Origin of the sequence: Lutibacter sp. HS1-25 (genome assembly GCF_004121075.1) — a bacterium.
Taxonomy (GTDB): Bacteria; Bacteroidota; Bacteroidia; order Flavobacteriales; family Flavobacteriaceae; genus Lutibacter.
Window position 1 is genome coordinate 1 of sequence record NZ_RHLN01000028.1, and the last position, 17536, is coordinate 17536.

Sequence of the window (17536 nt, forward strand, 5' to 3'; positions counted from 1 at the left end):
GCATCTACAGGTACAGCATCTAAATTAGCAAAACCAGCATTTGCTAAAAATGCGCTAAAAGCAGCATTATCTGGAGCAAAAACTGTAAATGGTCCTGTACCTTTTAAAGTTTCAACAAGATTTGCTTTTTGAAGTGCCGCTAACAAACTGCTGTAATTAGCTTGGTTGGCTACCACAAAGTCGGCAACTGTATTTTTCATTTCAACAGGCATTTTATCATCATCGTCATCATCATCGCAAGAAACGATACTAACAGAAATAAAAATGATAAGGAATAGGCTAAGTAAGTTTTTTAAATTTTTCATGATATGTAATTTTAGTTATTGATTTTTGTTTAAGCAAAGATATAAAAAATTAAACACAATGTTTAATAAATATTAAAAATGTTTAAACAAAATATGTTTTTTAGTTTTGTAATAATTGAATTTGTTAAGGATTTTTGCTGCTATAATTATCTGTTAAACCTCTATTTTAAAAGGAATTTTACTTTTGAACACAATTCTTATAATAAATTAATTGTTTAATATAATTGTTGATAACTTTAACAAAATATTAAGAAGTATGTTTTTGATTTAACACAAAATTCTTCAAAATATTGGTTTTTTAAGATGTATAAATTAACTTTTCCTTCAAAAAAGGATTGCGTAACTTTGCATTTCAAAAATTTTCAAAAAATGAAACGTGTAATTGTAGGACTTTCTGGTGGGGTTGATAGTAGTGTAGCTGCATATTTGTTAAAAGAGCAAGGATATGAAGTAATTGGCTTGTTTATGAAAAACTGGCACGATGATTCTGTTACTATTTCTAATGAATGTCCGTGGTTAGAGGATAGTAATGATGCTATGTTGGTTGCTGAAAAATTGGGAATTCCATTTCAGGTGGTTGATTTAAGTGAAGATTACAAAGAGCGTATTGTTGATTATATGTTTAATGAGTACGAAAAAGGCCGTACGCCAAATCCAGATGTACTTTGTAATAGAGAAATTAAATTTGATGTTTTTTTAAAAATAGCCTTGGATTTAGGTGCAGATTATGTGGCTACCGGACATTATTGTAGAAAAGGAGAGGAAATAGTTGAAGGAGCGCCTGTTTATAAATTATTGGCAGGTAAGGACGCTAATAAAGATCAATCGTACTTTTTATGTCAGTTGTCGCAAGAACAATTGTCAACAGCGTTGTTTCCTATTGGCGAATTAACTAAGCCAGAAGTTAGAGAAATTGCTGCTGAACAAGATTTAATTACAGCCGATAAAAAAGATTCTCAAGGTTTGTGTTTTATTGGTAAAGTTAGATTGCCAGAGTTTTTGCAACAAAAATTACAACCAAAAGAAGGGGTAATTGTTCAAATTCCTGCAAATTCTGAAATTTACAATCGTACAATCCCAACTTTCAATTCAAAAGAAGATGAGTTGCGCTTTTTTGCTCAAAAATATACTTATACTATTAATAATGGTAAAATTGTAGGAAAACATCAGGGTGCGCATTATTTTACCAAAGGTCAGCGTAAAGGTTTGGCTGTTGGAGGTACAAAAGAGCCTTTGTTTGTAATTGATACCAATGTTGATGAAAATGTAATTTATACAGGCGAAGGTAAAGATCATAAAGGTTTGTATCGCAATGTTTTGTTTGTTGCTAATGAAGAAATTCATTGGATTCGTACCGATTTAGCATTAAAAGATGGTGAAAGTTTGGAGGTTTTAGCGCGTATTAGGTATCGACAAAAATTAGAAAAAGCAGTTTTATATAAAGTAGAAGGTGGCTTGTTTGTTGAATTTGAAAACCCACAATCTGCAATTACCGAAGGTCAATTTGTTGCTTGGTATTTAAACGATGAGTTGTTGGGTTCTGGCGTAATTTCGTAAGTATATTTATTTTAAAATTTTCATTTCATAAAAATGAGTATTTTTAGAATGAGTCATTAATAATTAGGTTTGAAAAAAATATTACTTGTTATATTTATCAGTTGGTTTGCAAATTTAACCGCTCAAACACAAGATGCTTGGGTGTATTTTGCAGACAAGCCCAATCAGTCTTCTTTTATCAGCAATCCTTTAACAATGCTTTCTCAAAGGTCGCTTGATAGAAGGTTAAGATACAATATCCCTATAGATATTATGGATGTTCCTGTTGAAGCTACTTATATTTCACAGGTTAAAAACGCTGTAGGTATCACTGTAAAAGCAAAATCTAAATGGTTAAATGCTTTGCATATTCAAGGTTTAGAAACTGATATTTCAAATTTAACAAGTCTTGGTTTTGTTGAAAAAATAGTTTTTGCAGATAAAAATTTGAATACAGCTTCAAAAAACAAAGTTTCTCAAAAAACATTTCAGCATAAAAATAAACTGGAAATCACCACCAATTTTAATTATGGAAATGCAGCCAATCAAATTAAAATGTTGAAAGGCGAAGTATTGCATCAAAATAATTTTACAGGTGAAGGAATGCAAATTGCCATATTGGATGCAGGTTTTCCTGATGTTGATAATTTTGAAGCTTTTAAACGAATGAGGGATAACAATCAAATTTTGGGTGGCTATGATTTTGTAAATAGAAGTGAAGATTTTTATACGGGTTTTTACCACGGAATGGCTGTGCTTTCTAATATTGCTGGTTATGTTGACAATGAATTTGTTGGAACTGCACCCGATGCCGATTTTTATTTATTTATTACTGAAGATTACCTAAATGAAACACCTTTGGAAGAAAGTCTTTGGGTTGAAGCTGCTGAAAAAGCAGATAGTTTGGGTGTTGATGTTTTAAACACTTCATTGGGTTATACTACTTTTGACAATGCTGCCTACGATTATACATACAATGATATGGATGGTAAAACCACCTTTATTAGTCGTGGTGCTGAGATTGCATTTTCTAGGGGAATGATTGTAGTGAATGCAGCTGGTAACGAAGGTACAAATGCTTGGCATTATATCAGTGCTCCAGCTGATGCGCCTTCTGTATTGAGTATTGGAGCTGTAAATGCTTCGGGTGTAATTGCTAATTTTAGTTCTTACGGACCAACTTCAGACGGACGCGTAAAACCAGATATTTGTGCGCAAGGTGCTGGGGTTTATATTGTAGATCAATTTGGTAATGTAGTAACTTCAAACGGAACCTCTTTTGCGTCTCCGGTTTTAACAGGTGTAATTACTTGTTTGTGGCAGGCTTTTCCAGATAAATCAAATGCTGAAATTGTACAATTGGTAAAAGAATCGGCTCATTTATTTTTGAATCCAACCAATCATATGGGGTATGGTATACCAAATTTTGAATCGGTTTATAACACACTTGATACCCTCAATTATAATTCAGAATTAAATGGAATTATACTTTTTCCTAATCCTGTAACGGCTAAACTAAAATTTAAACTACCAAATGATATGGGTAACTTTAACATTTTAGTTATAAATGAATTAGCTCAAATTATTTTAGATAAAAATATAAGTATTACAGAACCAGAATTGGATATTTCGTTTTTAAAAAGCGGCTTGTATTTGGTAAAGATTTTATACAATAATAAAATAGAAACAATTAAAATATTAAAAAATTAATATGGAAAATAACATTACAAAATTATTCAATATAAAGTACCCAATTGTTCAGGGAGGAATGGTTTGGAATAGTGGTTGGAAATTGGCTTCGGCAGTTAGCAACGCAGGCGGATTGGGTTTAATTGGTGCAGGTTCTATGTATCCTGAAGTTTTGCGAGAACACATTCAGAAATGTAAAAAAGCAACCCAAAATCCTTTCGGTGTAAATGTGCCAATGTTGTATCCTAATTTGGAAGAAATTATTCAAATAATTATTGAAGAAGGTGTTAAAATTGTATTTACTTCCGCAGGAAATCCAAAAACATGGACTGCTTATTTAAAAGAAAAAGGCATTACGGTAGTACACGTTGTAAGTAGTGTAAAATTTGCTTTAAAATCTCAAGAAGCTGGTGTAGATGCGGTAGTTGCTGAAGGTTTTGAAGCCGGAGGACACAATGGAAGGGAAGAAACAACAACCTTAACTTTGATTCCAATGGTAAAAGAAAAATTAAAAATTCCTTTAATTGCTGCTGGTGGAATTGCAACAGGAAGAGGCATGTTGGCTGCAATGGTTTTAGGTGCTGATGGTGTTCAAATTGGAAGTAGGTTTGTAGCAAGTGAAGAAGCATCATCTCATATCAATTTTAAAGAAGCTGTTGTAAAAGCGCAAGATGGAGATACGCATTTAACATTGAAAGAGTTAGCGCCTGTACGTTTAATTAAAAATCAATTTTTTAATGAAGTTCAAGCTTTGTGTCAGCAAAAAGCAACCGTTGAGCAATTGAAAGAAAAATTGGGTAAGGGTAGGGCTAAAAAAGGGATGTTTGAAGGTGATTTAGATGCAGGTGAATTAGAAATAGGGCAAGTAGCTGGGCTAATTCATGAAATTAAACCAGTTGCAGCTATTGTAAAAGAAATTGTAGAAGAATTTGAAACTGTAAAAAAATCTTTTTGTTAAGATCAGATTAACCTTGCTTTTTACTTAAAAATTGTATCGAGAATATTAAATACTTCTCGATACAATTTTGTTTGTTTAAAGTAAAACCATTATAAAACAAGTGCTTTAATAAGGGTTTAACTTTTTAAAATTAATTTTTAGTTTCTTGTTTTGGAGGCATTGGTCCTCGCAAATGAATAATTAATCCGTTTAAAAAGTTGCGTAACAATTGGTCTCCGCATTCCATATATTTTTCGTGCGTTTCATTTCTAAAAATGGCTCCCAATTCGCTTTTAGTTACATTAAAATCTACCAATTTGCAGATTGCAACAATATCGGTGTCGCGTAATTTATGCGCAACACGTAACTTTTTTAAAATGTCGTTATTTGATAATCCCATTTGGCAAATATATAGATAGAAATTGTATTGAAAAGCTTTACAGCTTGTTATTTGGTAAAAATTAATTTAAGCGCTACCAATAACATAAAACCACCAAATATTTTTTTTAACGTACGTTGGTCAATTTGCAATGCTAATTTAGAACCCAAATAGCCACCAAGTACAAAAAGTACAGCAACTAAAGTAGCTGCCCACCAATTTATATTATTGCCATCTCCAGCGGTATGGTAATTATAAACAGCAAAAATGGTAACAGGAGGTAACATAACAGCCAAGCTTAAGCCTTGTGCATTGTGTTGTGTTAAGCCTAAAGCAAATACAAAAAGAGGCACCATAATAATGCCTCCGCCAACACCTACAAGTCCGCTTAAAATACCAGCTGCAAGTCCAACGATAACTAGGAGAATAATTGTTGATACTGTCATTTTCATTTTAGTCTAAAGGAATTTTTATTTCATATAATTTTCTGGAACTGTTGTTCAGTTTATTTTCACGCAACCAAGGATTGTGAATTTTCATAATTTTATAATTGATGCCCAGGTTTTTAGAAAACAATGCAATATCAGTAATTACGGTATCAACTTTGATTGTTTTTGTAGGTTCTAAAACGTACAAATCTTCATTATCAAAAATAAATCCGTAGCTTTTTGGGTTGTTTAAAATTTCTTTAACAGCTACTATTCTAAGTAAATAGCGTTCAGTTTCATCGGCTAATAATAAGTCGTAATAGTTGTCTACAAATTGAGAATCCAATCTTCTTGAAATTCCACTCATACCAGCATTGTATGAAGCAGCAGTTAATGTCCAGTTTCCAAATTTTTTGTATGCTTTGTTTAAATAATCACAGGCGGCTTGCGTTGCTTTTTCTAAATTGTAACGTTCATCAACATTGTCATTTACTTCCAAGCCGCTTTCTTTTGCTGTTGCTGGCATAATTTGCCAAAAACCTCTAGCACCGGCAGGTGAGGTTACATTGTCTAAACCACTTTCTATAACAGCCAAATATTTAAAATCATCTGGAATGCCATTTTTCTTTAAAATAGGTTCAATAATAGGGAAGTATTTATGAGCTCTTTTAATTAAAATCAAGCCATTAGATTGCCAATAAGTATTTACCAGTAACTCGCGGTCCATACGTTCTCTAATATCTTCTTGTTTTACAGGAACTGCTTCTCCTGCAAAATTCAAATTCTTAGGAAGTTTTAATGCTCTTATTTGATAGTATTCACTGGTATTTTTTTCTTCATTAGCCACTTTATTATCTTTATTCACTGAAAAAATCAACAGAGAACTTACGGTAATAATGGCTAGCAGACTTAAAATTTTAATAGAATTTTTCATAATTACCCAACTTTTTTAATTCTTTTTTAAAATACAAATTTTTTTATATCCAAAGATAATATAAAACGATTTTAACAATTAAAATAAATCTGATAAAATTTTGCCAATTGTTTTGGCCTTGTTGATAATCATAATATGCGTTCCGTTTTTAACTTCAATACAATTATCGATATATTTTATTGGAAAAATATGGTCGTTTGTACCGTGAATGTGGATGCAATCTTTTAGCGGTTCAGTCTGTTTCCAGTTTAAAACGTTGGCTATTGCCCAGGTTAAATAAGTTTTATCTCTTACAGACAGGTATTTTTGATAAAGCGCCATTCTTTTTTTAACAAATTCACCAAAAGCTAGCATCGAAAAATCTTCAATTGTTGAAATTGCTTTTGCAGGAAAAAGTTTGTAGGCTTTTGTTTGTTTTATGATTTTTAAACTTATAGCCAACTCTTTATTGCTTTTAATACTTGAAATGATAATTGTTTTTTGCGGTTTTAGATGTTTGCTCATTTCCTGAACCATAATACCGCCAAATGAAACGCCCACTAAAACAGGATTGTTTTCTAAAACCAATGCAGCCATGCGTTTTGCATAAGCTTCAAGAGGTTCGTTTTCCGACAAGGGCATTAGCCATTCAATAAAATGCAATTCAAATTTAGCTTCGGGAAGTCTTAAATACTCAAATATTTTTGAACTAGCAGCAAGGCCAGGTACAAAATAGATATGTATTTTAGTTGTTTCCATTAGCCTTTCATAATACCCAAAATAATAGGCTTTAAACCACTAAAGAAAAATTCTACAGCAATTACCATTACTATCAATCCCATCAAACGCATCATTACCTTATTGCCTGTTGAGCCTAATTTTTCAGTAATTTTACTTGCGCCAACCAATACCCAATAGGTTAATAATAAAACAAATGCAATGGTAGCTATAAGTACAATTTTTTGCTGATAATTATCGGCATCTTCCATTAAAATAATGGCATTGGTAATAGCTCCTGGTCCGCAAATCATAGGAATTGCAAGTGGTGTAATAGAAATATCTTCAACATAAGCATCCAATTGTTCTTCATCATCGGTATGTTTAAATTGTCCCAATCGGGCTTGTAACATATCCCAACCCATCATAAAAAAAATCAATCCACCTACAATTCTAAAACTATTGACTGATATTCCAAAAAAATTAAACAATACCTGACCTGAAAAAGCAAATGCTATAACTGTAAAAAAGGCTACTATGGTTGCTTTTTTTGCTGTTTGTTTGCGTCGCTCTTTACTTAAAGATGCAGTCATACTCATAAATATAGGCATGGTACCCAAAGGATTTATGATGGTAAAAAAAGCGGTAAAAGCCAGTAAAGAAAACGTATATAATTCGTTCAAAATGTTGTTTTTTAGTGTGTTGCAGGAATTTCAATCCAATCAAATCTTACCAAGCCATCCTCATCAATTTTTGTTAATTTAACAGGGTGTAAGGTGTTTACCAGTTCCGGATTCCAAGGTGTTTTTACTTTTACATAATTTTGTGTAAAACCGTGAATAAATCCTTCTTTATTTTCACTTTCAAATAATACGGTTAAGTCATTTCCTAACTGACTTTCATAAAAAGCCCTACGTTTTTTAACAGACAAGCCACGCAACATTTTGCTGCGTTTTGCACGTACTTTTAAAGGTACAGCGCCTTCCATTTCAACAGCTTCTGTATTTGGTCTTTCAGAATAGGTAAAAACGTGTAAATAGCTAATATCTAACTGATTTAAATAATTGTAAGTCTCTAAAAATAACTCGTCTGTTTCACCCGGAAAACCAACAATCACATCAACCCCAATACAGGCATTTGGCATTGTTTTTTTAATGGCTTCAACACGGTTGTCGTAGGTTTCTTTTAAATACCTTCGCTTCATTAATTTTAACAAAGTGTCGCTACCGCTTTGCAACGGAATGTGGAAATGAGGGACAAAACTATTGGACTTTGAAACAAAATCAATGGTTTCATTGGTTAATAAATTTGGTTCAATAGATGAAATTCTAACACGACTAATACCTTCAACCGTATCCAATGCCTGAACCAACTCGTAAAAAGTATGTTCGTGTTTTTTGTTTCCAAATTCACCTTTACCATAATCGCCAATGTTTACACCAGTCAATACAATTTCTTTAATGCCTTTTTCTGAAATTTCTTTGGCATTTTGTAATACATTTTCAAGTGTGTCGCTTCGTGAAATTCCACGAGCTAAAGGGATGGTGCAATAAGTACATTTATAATCGCAACCATCTTGTACTTTTAAAAAAGCACGCGTTCTGTCGCCAATAGAATAGGAGCCTACATAAAAATCGGCTTCTTCTATTTCGCACGAATGCACTTCACCCAAATCATTTTTAGTAAGATCGTTGATATAATCGGTTACTTTAAATTTTTCGGTAGCTCCCAACACCAAATCAACACCATCAACAGCTGCCAATTCTTCTGGTTTTAATTGCGCATAACAACCTATGGCAATTAAAAAAGCATTCTCATTTTGTTTTAAAGCCGATTTTACAATAGATTTAAATCGTTTGTCTGCATTATCTGTTACCGAACAGGTGTTAATTACATAAATATCAGCCTTTTCATCAAATTCAACACGACTAAAACCTTCTCCTAAAAAGCTTCGTGCAATGGTTGAAGTTTCAGAAAAATTTAATTTACATCCCAAGGTGTAAAATGCCACTTTTTTTTGTGCGCTCATTCTTGTACATTTATCGAATGCAAAAATACAGAATTTTATTTTTATAATATGATTGCAAATACACCAAAACCACCTTATTACGCTGTTATTTTTTCGACCATAAGAACCACTGTTGATGATGGTTATGCAGAAACTGCCCAAAGAATGGAAGATTTGGCAAAATTACAAGAGGGTTATTTAGGATTGGAATCTGCAAGAAATGAAATTGGTATTACGGTTTCGTATTGGGAAAGTTTAGAAGCTATTGGCAAATGGAAAAACAATTTTGAACATACAGAAGCACGCGAAAAGGGTAGGACATTGTGGTATAAAAAATACCAATTACGAATTTGTAAAGTAGAACACGAATATGGTTTTGAAAAATAGGTTTTGGTTGTTGGTTATTGGTTGTTGCTTGCTGGTTTCTTGTAAAAACGAACCTCATAATTATGATGAATCACAGGTTTTTAGATATAATGAACACGCTAATATTACCACTTTAGACCCAGCATTTGCTAAAGATTTGCGTACCATTTGGGTAACCAATCAATTGTTTAACAGTTTGGTACAATTGGATGAAAAATTGGAAGTACAACCAGATATTGCACATTCCTGGACTATTTCTGAAGATGGAAAAATCTATACTTTTTATCTAAAAAACAATGTAAAGTTTCACAAACATATTTTATTTGGAAAAGATTCAACAAGAAATGTGGTTGCCAAAGATTTTGAGTATAGTTTCAATCGTTTATTAGATCCTAAAGTCGCTTCACCTGGGAAATGGGTGTTGGAATTTGTAGCACATTTTGAAGCTACCAACGACACGACTTTTGTAGTTGAGCTAAAACAACCGTTTCCACCATTTTTAAGTTTAATGAGTATGAAATACTGCTCGGTTGTACCCAAAGAAGTGGTTGATTTTTATGGAACCGATTTTAGATCAAATCCTATTGGTACAGGACCTTTTCAGTTTAAATTATGGGTTGAAAATACCAAACTGGTTTTTAGAAAAAACAACATGTATTTTGAAAAAGATACCAACGGAAATCAATTGCCCTATTTAGAAGCTGTTGCAATTACTTTTTTACCCGACAAGCAAAGTGAGTTTTTGCAATTTATACAAGGAAATATTGATTTTATGAGTAGTATTGATGCTTCTTATAAAGATGATTTATTAACAACCGATGGCAAATTAAAAGCAAATCATACCAATAAAATTGATATGCTTACAAGTCCGTATTTAAATACAGAATATCTTGGGGTTTATTTAGATGCTACAGAGCAAGAAGTGCATTCTCTTAAAATACGACAAGCAGTTAATTACGGATTTGATCGTAAAAAAATGATTTTGTATTTGCGAAACGGTATTGGAACACCTGCTGTTAATGGTTTTATACCTAAAGGATTGCCTTCGTTTAACAATATGGAAGGTTATACTTATCAACCAAAAAAAGCCAAAGAATTGGTGCAAGCATATATTGCAGAAACAGGCAATACATCACCTTCAATTACCATAAGCACCAACAGTCAGTATTTGGATTTGTGCGAATACATTCAGCGTGAAGTTCAAAAAACGGGCTTGCAGGTAAATATTGATGTTATGCCGCCTTCAACATTAAGACAAACAAAAGTAAACGGACAATTGAGTATTTTTAGAGGTAGCTGGGTTGCCGATTATCCGGATGCAGAAAACTATTTGTTTATTTTTCATAGTAAAAACTTTTCGCCCCACGGTCCTAACTACACGCACTATAGCAATAAAAAATTTGATGATTTGTATGAAACTGCCATAAAAACGACAAACGATTTAAAACGACGTGTTTTGTATCAAAAAATGGATAGCTTGGTTATGGCATCGGCAGCAGTTATTCCTTTGTATTATGATGAAGTTGTGCGTTTTACACAAAAAAATGTGAGTGGTTTGGGAATCAACCCAATCAATCATTTAGATTTAAAACGGGTAAAAAAGAGTAAGTGATTTAAAAAATAGATTTGGTAAAATGATTAGAAATGCAAAATTAGAAGATGCAGCTGCAATTGCAGCCATTTACAATTATTATATTGAAAAAACCATTGTTACTTTTGATGAAGATTTGGTAACTAAGGAAGCAATGGAGCATAAAATAAAAACAGTTTGTGCTAAATTTCCATTTATTGTTTTTGAAGAAAATAATGAGATTTTAGGTTATGCTTATGGTGGCGATTGGAAACCAAGAACAGCTTATAAATTTACGGTTGAAAGCTCTATTTATTTAAATCCGAAAATCACACATAAAGGCATTGGATCTTTGTTGTATACCGAATTGTTAAAGCGTTTGTATGAAATAAATATACACGTTGTTATTGGAGGAATTTCACTACCTAATGAAGCCAGTATAGCTTTGCATGAAAAATTCGGTTTTAAAAAAGTGGCCGAATTTAAAGAAGTAGGTTATAAATTTAACAAATGGATTGATGTTGGTTATTGGGTATTGAGAAATGAATTATAAGCACAACTAAAGTGTTATTATTGCATATGTTGAATTTTTTAGTACAGGGTTTCTATAATTTTATTTAAACAATTGAAATAGTTGAGTTGACATTGTAAAATTTATCAGTTCTCCAACAGTTGTGAGATTTAATTTTTTTTTAATATTTTTTTTGTGTTGCTCAACGGTATGATTAGAAATACTTAATTCTTCAGCAATTTCTTTGGTTATTTTACCAGAAGATAAAGAAATAAGTACTTCTTTTTCGCGAATAGTTAAAAACTTTAATTTGGTTGTATTTTCTTCATTTTCTGAGATCGCAACGTTTTGTTTGTTAAAGTTTAATAAAGCCAAATTTATGGTAGCTTTTAGTTGGTTGTTATTGTAAGGCTTTAATATATAGGCAAATGGCATTGTTTTTTCAGCACGTTTAACAATATCTAAATCAGAATAAGCGGTTAAATATACAACAGGAACCTTTTTTATTTTACTAAATTCTGTGACGATTTCAATACCATCTTTTTTGTTATTTAGATTGATGTCTGATATAATTAAATGGTAAGAATTTTTTACAAATAAATCCAATGCAGTATCATAATTACTGGCATAGTCTACAGATGCAAAATTGTTTTTACTTAATAAAATATCAATGTCTTTTGCAATTATAAATTCATCTTCAATAAGTAAAATTTTTATCATTTCTAGGGGTGTTACTAATAGTAATAATGAGTAATTTAATAATTAAATTGGAATTTCAATAATGTTTTCTGTGCCTTTTGTTGAATTTATTGTAATTGTGGCATTTAATTGCTTTACCATTTCAGTAACCAATTCAATTCCTAAAGATTTTGGGTGTATATTTTTATTTTGAGAATAACCCTTACCATTATCGCTTATAATAAGTTTTAAAGCGTTTTTATGAACTTTACAACTGATACTTAATTTATTTTCGGGTTTAAAGTCAGCAAAAGCATATTTTGTAGTATTGGTAATCAATTCATTCAATATCAAACCTATCATAGTGGTGTTTATTTTTTTAATGTACACATCATCTAAATCGTAAATAACATTGAATTTCAGTTTTTCATCATCTGAAAGTGCTGTTATGATACTTTGAGACAATTCCTTGATAAATTCGTCAATTTTTACCGTTTCCTTATCAATTGCTATTTTACTTTCTAGATGCGCAATTGCTAAAATTCTGTTTTTAGCAATTTTTAAAGCATCAATAGCTTCTTTATTTTCTATGGTATTTGCTTGAATATTTAATAAGCTTGAAATTATTTGAAGGTTGTTTTTTACACGATGTGTTAATTCTCTCATTAAAAATTTAATGCTATCTCGCTGTTTTTCAGCATTGTTGTATGCTAATTTTAAGGCTATATTTTTATCTAATATTTCCTGGGTTCTTTGTGTAACTATTTTTTCTAATTTTAGTTTGTCTTTTTTTAGTTTGTTTGTTTTGTAGAAATAAAAAAAGATACCACTTAGTAAAAATAATGTGATAAAAGTGAATCTGAATAGTATGGTTTTGTACCAAGGAGGGATGATAACAATATCTATCGATGCAGGAATTTCATTCCATACATTAACATCATTACTTGCTTTTACTTTAAATGTGTATTTACCGGGATTTAAGTTTGTATATGTTGTACTTCTTGCTGTTGTTATAGGTCGCCAGTTATTGTCAAAACCTTCTAACATATAAGTATAACTACATTTTTCTGGATTTAAATAGTTTAGTGCTGAAAAATTGAAAGTAATTACATTTTCATTATGTTTAAATTTCAGTACTTTTTTGTATAATTCATTTTTTTGAAGAGAAGCGTTGAATAAATCAACAGATTCTATGTAAATTTTAGGAATGTGGGGATTTTCCTGAATATTATTGGTTTTAAAAATATTAATACCAGAAATTCCTCCAAAGTAAAAGTTTTCAAATTCATCTTTATAACCAGCTTTTCCATTAAACTCGTTGTTTTGTAAACCATCACTAGTAGTATAATTTTTAAATTCGTTTGTTTGGGTATTTAAAACAGAAATTCCATAATTTGTACTTACCCATATTTCATTGTTTTTAGTTATTAAAATTGAATATATAAAGTCATTTGGCAATCCTTTTTGTTTATAAAAAAGAGTTGTTTTGTTTTGTTTAACATCTAATTTTGTAAGTCCAGTATTTGTGCCTATCCAAATATTTCCAATATAATCTTCCTTAATGTTAAAAATTCTGTTTCCACTTAATTTTTGGTCTAATGCACCATCTTCATTATAGTTTAGAATATTTCCAGATTTAGCTATTTTAAAAACACCTTCATCAGTTCCTAACCAAATATTTCCTTTGGTATCTATTAATGAAGTTCTTGCCCTGTTGATTCTTTTTCCATAAATAAAAACTTCTTCAAATTCTTCATTTTTTATGTCATACTTATGAATTCCTCCAGCCCAAGTCGCAACCCAAAGCGTATTGTTATCAATGGGGATAATGTCTATAATGTCATTATCAGGTAAATTATTTTTAATGCTTGTTATTTTTTTAAAAGAATCAGTATTGGCATCATATTTTAACAAACCTGTTGTAAAACCACCACACCAAATAGTATTGTTTTTGTCTTTAGTAATAGTATAAATTAATGGGTTTTCTTTGGTGTTATAAAGTTTAAAAGTTTTGTTTTTATAAAAATATTTTACAACACCATATTTGGTTCCGATCCATAAAGTAGAATCTTTTCCCTTTAAAAACTGAAAAGAGCTAATATTATTGATTAATGGATATTCTTTTAACGAAATTTTTAAGGTATTGAACTTTTTTTGATAAGCATTGTAATGAAACATGCCATCTCCATCTGAACCAATCCATAGGTTTCCATTTTGGTCGTTGATAATTTGATTGATATCAATATTTTTTTGAAGCTTGTTTTGTTTCATTTTTAAAACAAAAGGAGAAATGCTTTCTTCCAAAATATCATATAAAAACAATCCTTTGGATGTGCCTATGTAAAAATGACTGCTATCTAATTTATTGAAACAATTAATTGAAAATGTAAAAGTTGTTTTACTAATTTTTTGATTTAAATTATTGTAAATAAACAAACCATCTTCAGTGCCAATATAAATGTTATTGTCGTTTTTAAAAAAACATTTTATGTTTTTACCTTCTAATATGTTTGTTTTTTTAACATTGTAAGTTTTTGTATTAAGTTCAAGAACCCCAGTAGTGTTTGCTAACCAATAATTGTTATTGTCTATTTTTAAAATGGCTGAAATATAGCTTTCTTTTGTTGTTTTAGGTAACTTAATTACTGTACTGTTTTTAGAAGTTCTATTAAAAAGAATTAAATTGTTTTTAACAGAAAAAAGTAAATTATTTTTACCAAGATGCAAAATTTTATAACTGATGTTTAGGTCTTTATTTTCACTTTTAATTAGACTAAAAAATCGATTTTCTGAAGGAATAAATCCTGAAATACCTTTAGAGTTTGTTGCAATCCACAAGGTGTCTTTTGTAAAAACCAACCCTCTTATGTGATCATCTTGTATAGAAGTACTGTCTAATGGGTTGTGTAAATAAGCTTTAAATTCGTATCCATTAAATCTAAGTAAGCCATCTTCAGTACCAGCCCATAAATAACCCAACTCATCTTGTGCAATATCTTTAACATTTAGTTGTAAAAGACCGTGTTCTTGCCCTATATAGTTAACATTCAGCGTGTCTGATTGTTCAATTGTTTGAGAACTTAAACAATTAATAAAGAGCGCAAAATATATTAGGACAAATCTGTTCATAAAATAATAGGAATATTCAAAAGAAGTATTTAAAATAATACGGCCTTAAGTTAATAAAATTAGGCATATAAAATATACCAACATTTAGGTATTTACTTTAATACAAGTTGATACTATATTTGAATAGAGGAAAATTGCTACACTTATTTTATACCCCACTAAAAAATTAAAATCAAATTTCATTGACCCCACCAATGATTTTAAAACATTTTTTTTTGAATTTTCTTGAATTCAAAAGAAGTATAAAACTACTAACTAAAACTATTTTATTATGAAAAACAATTACCTAAAGGTTTTCAGTGTATTTGTATGTTTATTATTTTCATTATTAATTGTTGATTCATTAAAAAACGATGAAGCAAATGAATCAATGCCTAATTTTGAATCTAAAAATATACTGTCAGAAGAATTTCAGAATTCACCTGATTATTTACTGTTTAAGAATGAATGTGATCAAGAAGAAAATGACACTTATCCTAATAAAGAAAATGTTAGTTTTTCCGATTTTCTATCAGCAGTTATTCCTGAAAAGTTGAAAATTGATGCAACCAAAAATATTGCTGAATCAAAAATAAATAATTTTAAAGTAAATCCGGAAAGTGAGATTTTAGCTAAAAGGGATCGTACTGCGAAGCATTATTTAAGAGCTGATGGCAAAACCATTGACGCCATTTTGTCTCCAGTTTCTGTGCATTATAGAAACGATCAAGGTGAATGGGATGACATTTCAACAATATTAACGCCAAGCGATAGAGAAGCATATCTATATGCAAATATTAAAAATAATTTAAAATCGTGGTTTCCATTAGATGTTTCAATGTTAGGTATTAAAATTGCCACACCTAAAAACGAATTGGTAATGGGTAAAAACCTAAAAATGAGTTGGGTGAATAGCAGGGGTGAAGTTCTTAATTCAAAAGAATTTAAAAAAACAATGCCCATTGTTAATCAAAATACCATTACCTATTTAAATGTGATACCTTCTATAGACAACCAATATATTGTACAAGAAGACAAAATCAAGCACAATATAATTTTAAATGAAAAGCCTTTAATTCCTGAAGGAACAGATTTTTTGTTTTTTGGCGAAGAAGTTGAATTACCAGCTAATTGGAGAATTGAATTTGATCAAAATCTAACTGGTTTGGTTGTGCTAAATGAAAATAATGAAGTTTATCTTGAAATTCCTGCACCACAAGTTTATGAAGAAAATGAAGTGCAAATAATGGCTGATGCCAATTTTGCGAGTTTTGAACTAACAAAATTAAATGCACAAACTAACAAATATCAAATAATTACAAAGGTTTCAGCGCAATGGTTAAATGAAAGAACTTATCCTGTTATTATTGATCCAACTATTGTGTTAAATGGCAATACATCAGGATATATTTGGCAAGATTATGAAAGATATTATAGTCCATCTGAATGTGGCTATGCAGATATAACTGCGGTAACGTATAATGCTTATAATAATGTTAGTGCAAGAATTTCACTTAATAGATATTATAGTTATAATATTGGAGATACTTATTGTTATAGATATTATCATTGGGGTTGGGGCTGGAGCGGTCATTATCATACTTACTATCAAAGACAATATTATCAAGATTATTATAAGGGTTGGATTAAATACAATACCAGCTCAATACCCGATAATACTACAATTAATGGTGTTGAATTTAGCGCCAATATTTCTGGAGGGTATACAAGTAATTTATATACTTATATATATTCATCAAGTTCTCCAGGAGATTATACAACTTCAACAAATTCGTCTCAATATAATAGTATTTCAGGAGGAGGGACTCTTGGAGCTACAAATTATGCAAATGTTGGTCAGGCACCTTATATAACTCTAAATACAACGGCAAATTCAAGGTTACAAACATTATTGCCAAATGATTATTTTCAAATTGGGTTGCAATCAGGAAATAATACTTCTGGAGCTGCACAAATAAAAACCTTTGATACAAATGCATCGTTATTACGTGTTACTTATGAGGCGGCTTGTGCAGAGCCAGTTGCTATTTGTAAAACTGCAATAATCTCTTTAGATGCAACTGGTAATGCAACTTTATTAACTACTGATATTGACAATGGCAGTACAGCAGATTGTGGTTTGCAGACTCTAACTTTATCTAAAACCGATTTTACTTGTAATGATATTGGTGAAAATACAGTTACTTTAACAATTACAGACATCAATGGGGTTTCAAGTTCTTGTGATGCAATTGTTACTATTGAAGACAATGTACTTCCTCAGGCACTTGCAAAAGACATCACAGTTCAGTTGGATGAATTTGGAAATGCTTCCATAACCGCTACAGATATCGACAATGGTTCAAATGATGCTTGTGGTATCTTAAGTTT

General features: G+C 30.8%; 16 protein-coding genes. 7 read left to right on the top strand and 9 right to left on the bottom strand.

All coding sequences use genetic code 11. The annotated features are described in order from the left end of the window. Positions 1-305 (bottom strand): fasciclin domain-containing protein (locus tag EC396_RS10380; RefSeq protein WP_205757940.1); only part of this gene is annotated, 305 nt, incomplete at its 3' end. Between the two features lie 369 nt (positions 306-674). Between EC396_RS10380 and mnmA the strand changes: the two genes are divergently transcribed. The 3 genes from mnmA to EC396_RS10395 all read left to right on the top strand — a co-directional run bounded on the left by mnmA (position 675) and on the right by EC396_RS10395 (position 4488). Beyond that, positions 675-1862, top strand: coding sequence for a tRNA 2-thiouridine(34) synthase MnmA (mnmA, locus tag EC396_RS10385; protein ID WP_129366636.1), 1188 nt, complete (start codon positions 675-677; stop codon positions 1860-1862). Positions 1863-1931: 69 nt separating this feature from the next. Continuing rightward, entirely contained in the window at positions 1932-3551 is a 1620-nt protein-coding gene (locus EC396_RS10390; protein ID WP_240665686.1) for a S8 family serine peptidase, read from the top strand. A 1-nt stretch (position 3552) separates the two neighbouring features. Then, complete coding sequence (locus EC396_RS10395) at positions 3553-4488, top strand: nitronate monooxygenase family protein (RefSeq protein WP_129366637.1); 936 nt, start codon at positions 3553-3555, stop codon at positions 4486-4488. A 130-nt stretch (positions 4489-4618) separates the two neighbouring features. On the opposite strand, the gene EC396_RS10400 is transcribed toward EC396_RS10395, so the two are convergent. The 6 genes from EC396_RS10400 to mtaB all read right to left on the bottom strand — a co-directional run bounded on the left by EC396_RS10400 (position 4619) and on the right by mtaB (position 8933). Further along, positions 4619-4867: a DUF1456 family protein gene (locus tag EC396_RS10400; RefSeq protein WP_129366638.1), complete on the bottom strand. Its 249-nt coding sequence runs from the start codon at positions 4865-4867 to the stop codon at positions 4619-4621. 47 nt (positions 4868-4914) lie between these two features. Beyond that, positions 4915-5292, bottom strand: coding sequence for a sulfite exporter TauE/SafE family protein (locus EC396_RS10405; protein ID WP_129366639.1), 378 nt, complete (start codon positions 5290-5292; stop codon positions 4915-4917). Positions 5293-5299: 7 nt separating this feature from the next. Beyond that, positions 5300-6208 (bottom strand): lytic transglycosylase domain-containing protein, encoded by a 909-nt coding sequence (locus tag EC396_RS10410; RefSeq protein ID WP_129366640.1) that lies wholly within the window; start codon positions 6206-6208, stop codon positions 5300-5302. A 78-nt stretch (positions 6209-6286) separates the two neighbouring features. Next, positions 6287-6946, bottom strand: coding sequence for an alpha/beta hydrolase (locus tag EC396_RS10415; protein WP_129366641.1), 660 nt, complete (start codon positions 6944-6946; stop codon positions 6287-6289). After that, entirely contained in the window at positions 6946-7587 is a 642-nt protein-coding gene (locus EC396_RS10420) for a MarC family protein (RefSeq protein WP_129366642.1), read from the bottom strand. Before EC396_RS10420 ends, EC396_RS10415 begins: the two co-directional genes overlap by 1 nt. A gap of 11 nt (positions 7588-7598) precedes the next feature. Further along, complete coding sequence (mtaB, locus tag EC396_RS10425; RefSeq protein WP_129366643.1) at positions 7599-8933, bottom strand: tRNA (N(6)-L-threonylcarbamoyladenosine(37)-C(2))-methylthiotransferase MtaB; 1335 nt, start codon at positions 8931-8933, stop codon at positions 7599-7601. A gap of 48 nt (positions 8934-8981) precedes the next feature. Here mtaB and EC396_RS10430 point away from each other — a divergent pair, with 48 nt between their 5' ends. From EC396_RS10430 to EC396_RS10440, 3 genes are read left to right on the top strand one after another with little or no spacing between them, the layout of a single operon-like run. After that, positions 8982-9299: an antibiotic biosynthesis monooxygenase gene (locus EC396_RS10430; RefSeq protein ID WP_129366644.1), complete on the top strand. Its 318-nt coding sequence runs from the start codon at positions 8982-8984 to the stop codon at positions 9297-9299. Then, positions 9283-10890 (top strand): ABC transporter substrate-binding protein, encoded by a 1608-nt coding sequence (locus tag EC396_RS10435; RefSeq protein WP_129366645.1) that lies wholly within the window; start codon positions 9283-9285, stop codon positions 10888-10890. Before EC396_RS10430 ends, EC396_RS10435 begins: the two co-directional genes overlap by 17 nt. 22 nt (positions 10891-10912) lie before the next feature. Continuing rightward, the gene (locus EC396_RS10440; protein ID WP_129366646.1) at positions 10913-11401 is read left to right on the top strand and encodes a GNAT family N-acetyltransferase; all 489 of its coding nucleotides are present in this window, start codon (positions 10913-10915) and stop codon (positions 11399-11401) included. A gap of 60 nt (positions 11402-11461) precedes the next feature. Here the strand turns inward: EC396_RS10440 and EC396_RS10445 are convergent, their stop codons facing one another. Continuing rightward, entirely contained in the window at positions 11462-12079 is a 618-nt protein-coding gene (locus tag EC396_RS10445) for a response regulator (protein ID WP_129366647.1), read from the bottom strand. Positions 12080-12121: 42 nt separating this feature from the next. Beyond that, positions 12122-15166, bottom strand: coding sequence for a two-component regulator propeller domain-containing protein (locus EC396_RS10450; RefSeq protein ID WP_129366648.1), 3045 nt, complete (start codon positions 15164-15166; stop codon positions 12122-12124). Positions 15167-15437: 271 nt separating this feature from the next. Between EC396_RS10450 and EC396_RS10455 the strand changes: the two genes are divergently transcribed. Beyond that, a partial coding sequence (locus EC396_RS10455) for a hypothetical protein (RefSeq protein WP_205757941.1) occupies positions 15438-17536 on the top strand: 2099 nt, incomplete at its 3' end.

What these genes read in the sequence shown, in the direction of transcription:
- EC396_RS10400 (WP_129366638.1), bottom strand. Translation starts at nt 4,867, where the DNA reads ATGGGATTATCAAATAACGACATTTTAAAAAAGTTACGTGTTGCGCAT.
- mtaB (WP_129366643.1), bottom strand. Translation starts at nt 8,933, where the DNA reads ATGAGCGCACAAAAAAAAGTGGCATTTTACACCTTGGGATGTAAATTA.
- EC396_RS10395 (WP_129366637.1), top strand. Translation starts at nt 3,553, where the DNA reads ATGGAAAATAACATTACAAAATTATTCAATATAAAGTACCCAATTGTT.
- EC396_RS10440 (WP_129366646.1), top strand. Translation starts at nt 10,913, where the DNA reads ATGATTAGAAATGCAAAATTAGAAGATGCAGCTGCAATTGCAGCCATT.
- EC396_RS10405 (WP_129366639.1), bottom strand. Translation starts at nt 5,292, where the DNA reads ATGACAGTATCAACAATTATTCTCCTAGTTATCGTTGGACTTGCAGCT.
- EC396_RS10410 (WP_129366640.1), bottom strand. Translation starts at nt 6,208, where the DNA reads ATGAAAAATTCTATTAAAATTTTAAGTCTGCTAGCCATTATTACCGTA.
- mnmA (WP_129366636.1), top strand. Translation starts at nt 675, where the DNA reads ATGAAACGTGTAATTGTAGGACTTTCTGGTGGGGTTGATAGTAGTGTA.
- EC396_RS10430 (WP_129366644.1), top strand. Translation starts at nt 8,982, where the DNA reads ATGATTGCAAATACACCAAAACCACCTTATTACGCTGTTATTTTTTCG.
- EC396_RS10435 (WP_129366645.1), top strand. Translation starts at nt 9,283, where the DNA reads ATGGTTTTGAAAAATAGGTTTTGGTTGTTGGTTATTGGTTGTTGCTTG.
- EC396_RS10415 (WP_129366641.1), bottom strand. Translation starts at nt 6,946, where the DNA reads ATGGAAACAACTAAAATACATATCTATTTTGTACCTGGCCTTGCTGCT.
- EC396_RS10445 (WP_129366647.1), bottom strand. Translation starts at nt 12,079, where the DNA reads ATGATAAAAATTTTACTTATTGAAGATGAATTTATAATTGCAAAAGAC.
- EC396_RS10450 (WP_129366648.1), bottom strand. Translation starts at nt 15,166, where the DNA reads ATGAACAGATTTGTCCTAATATATTTTGCGCTCTTTATTAATTGTTTA.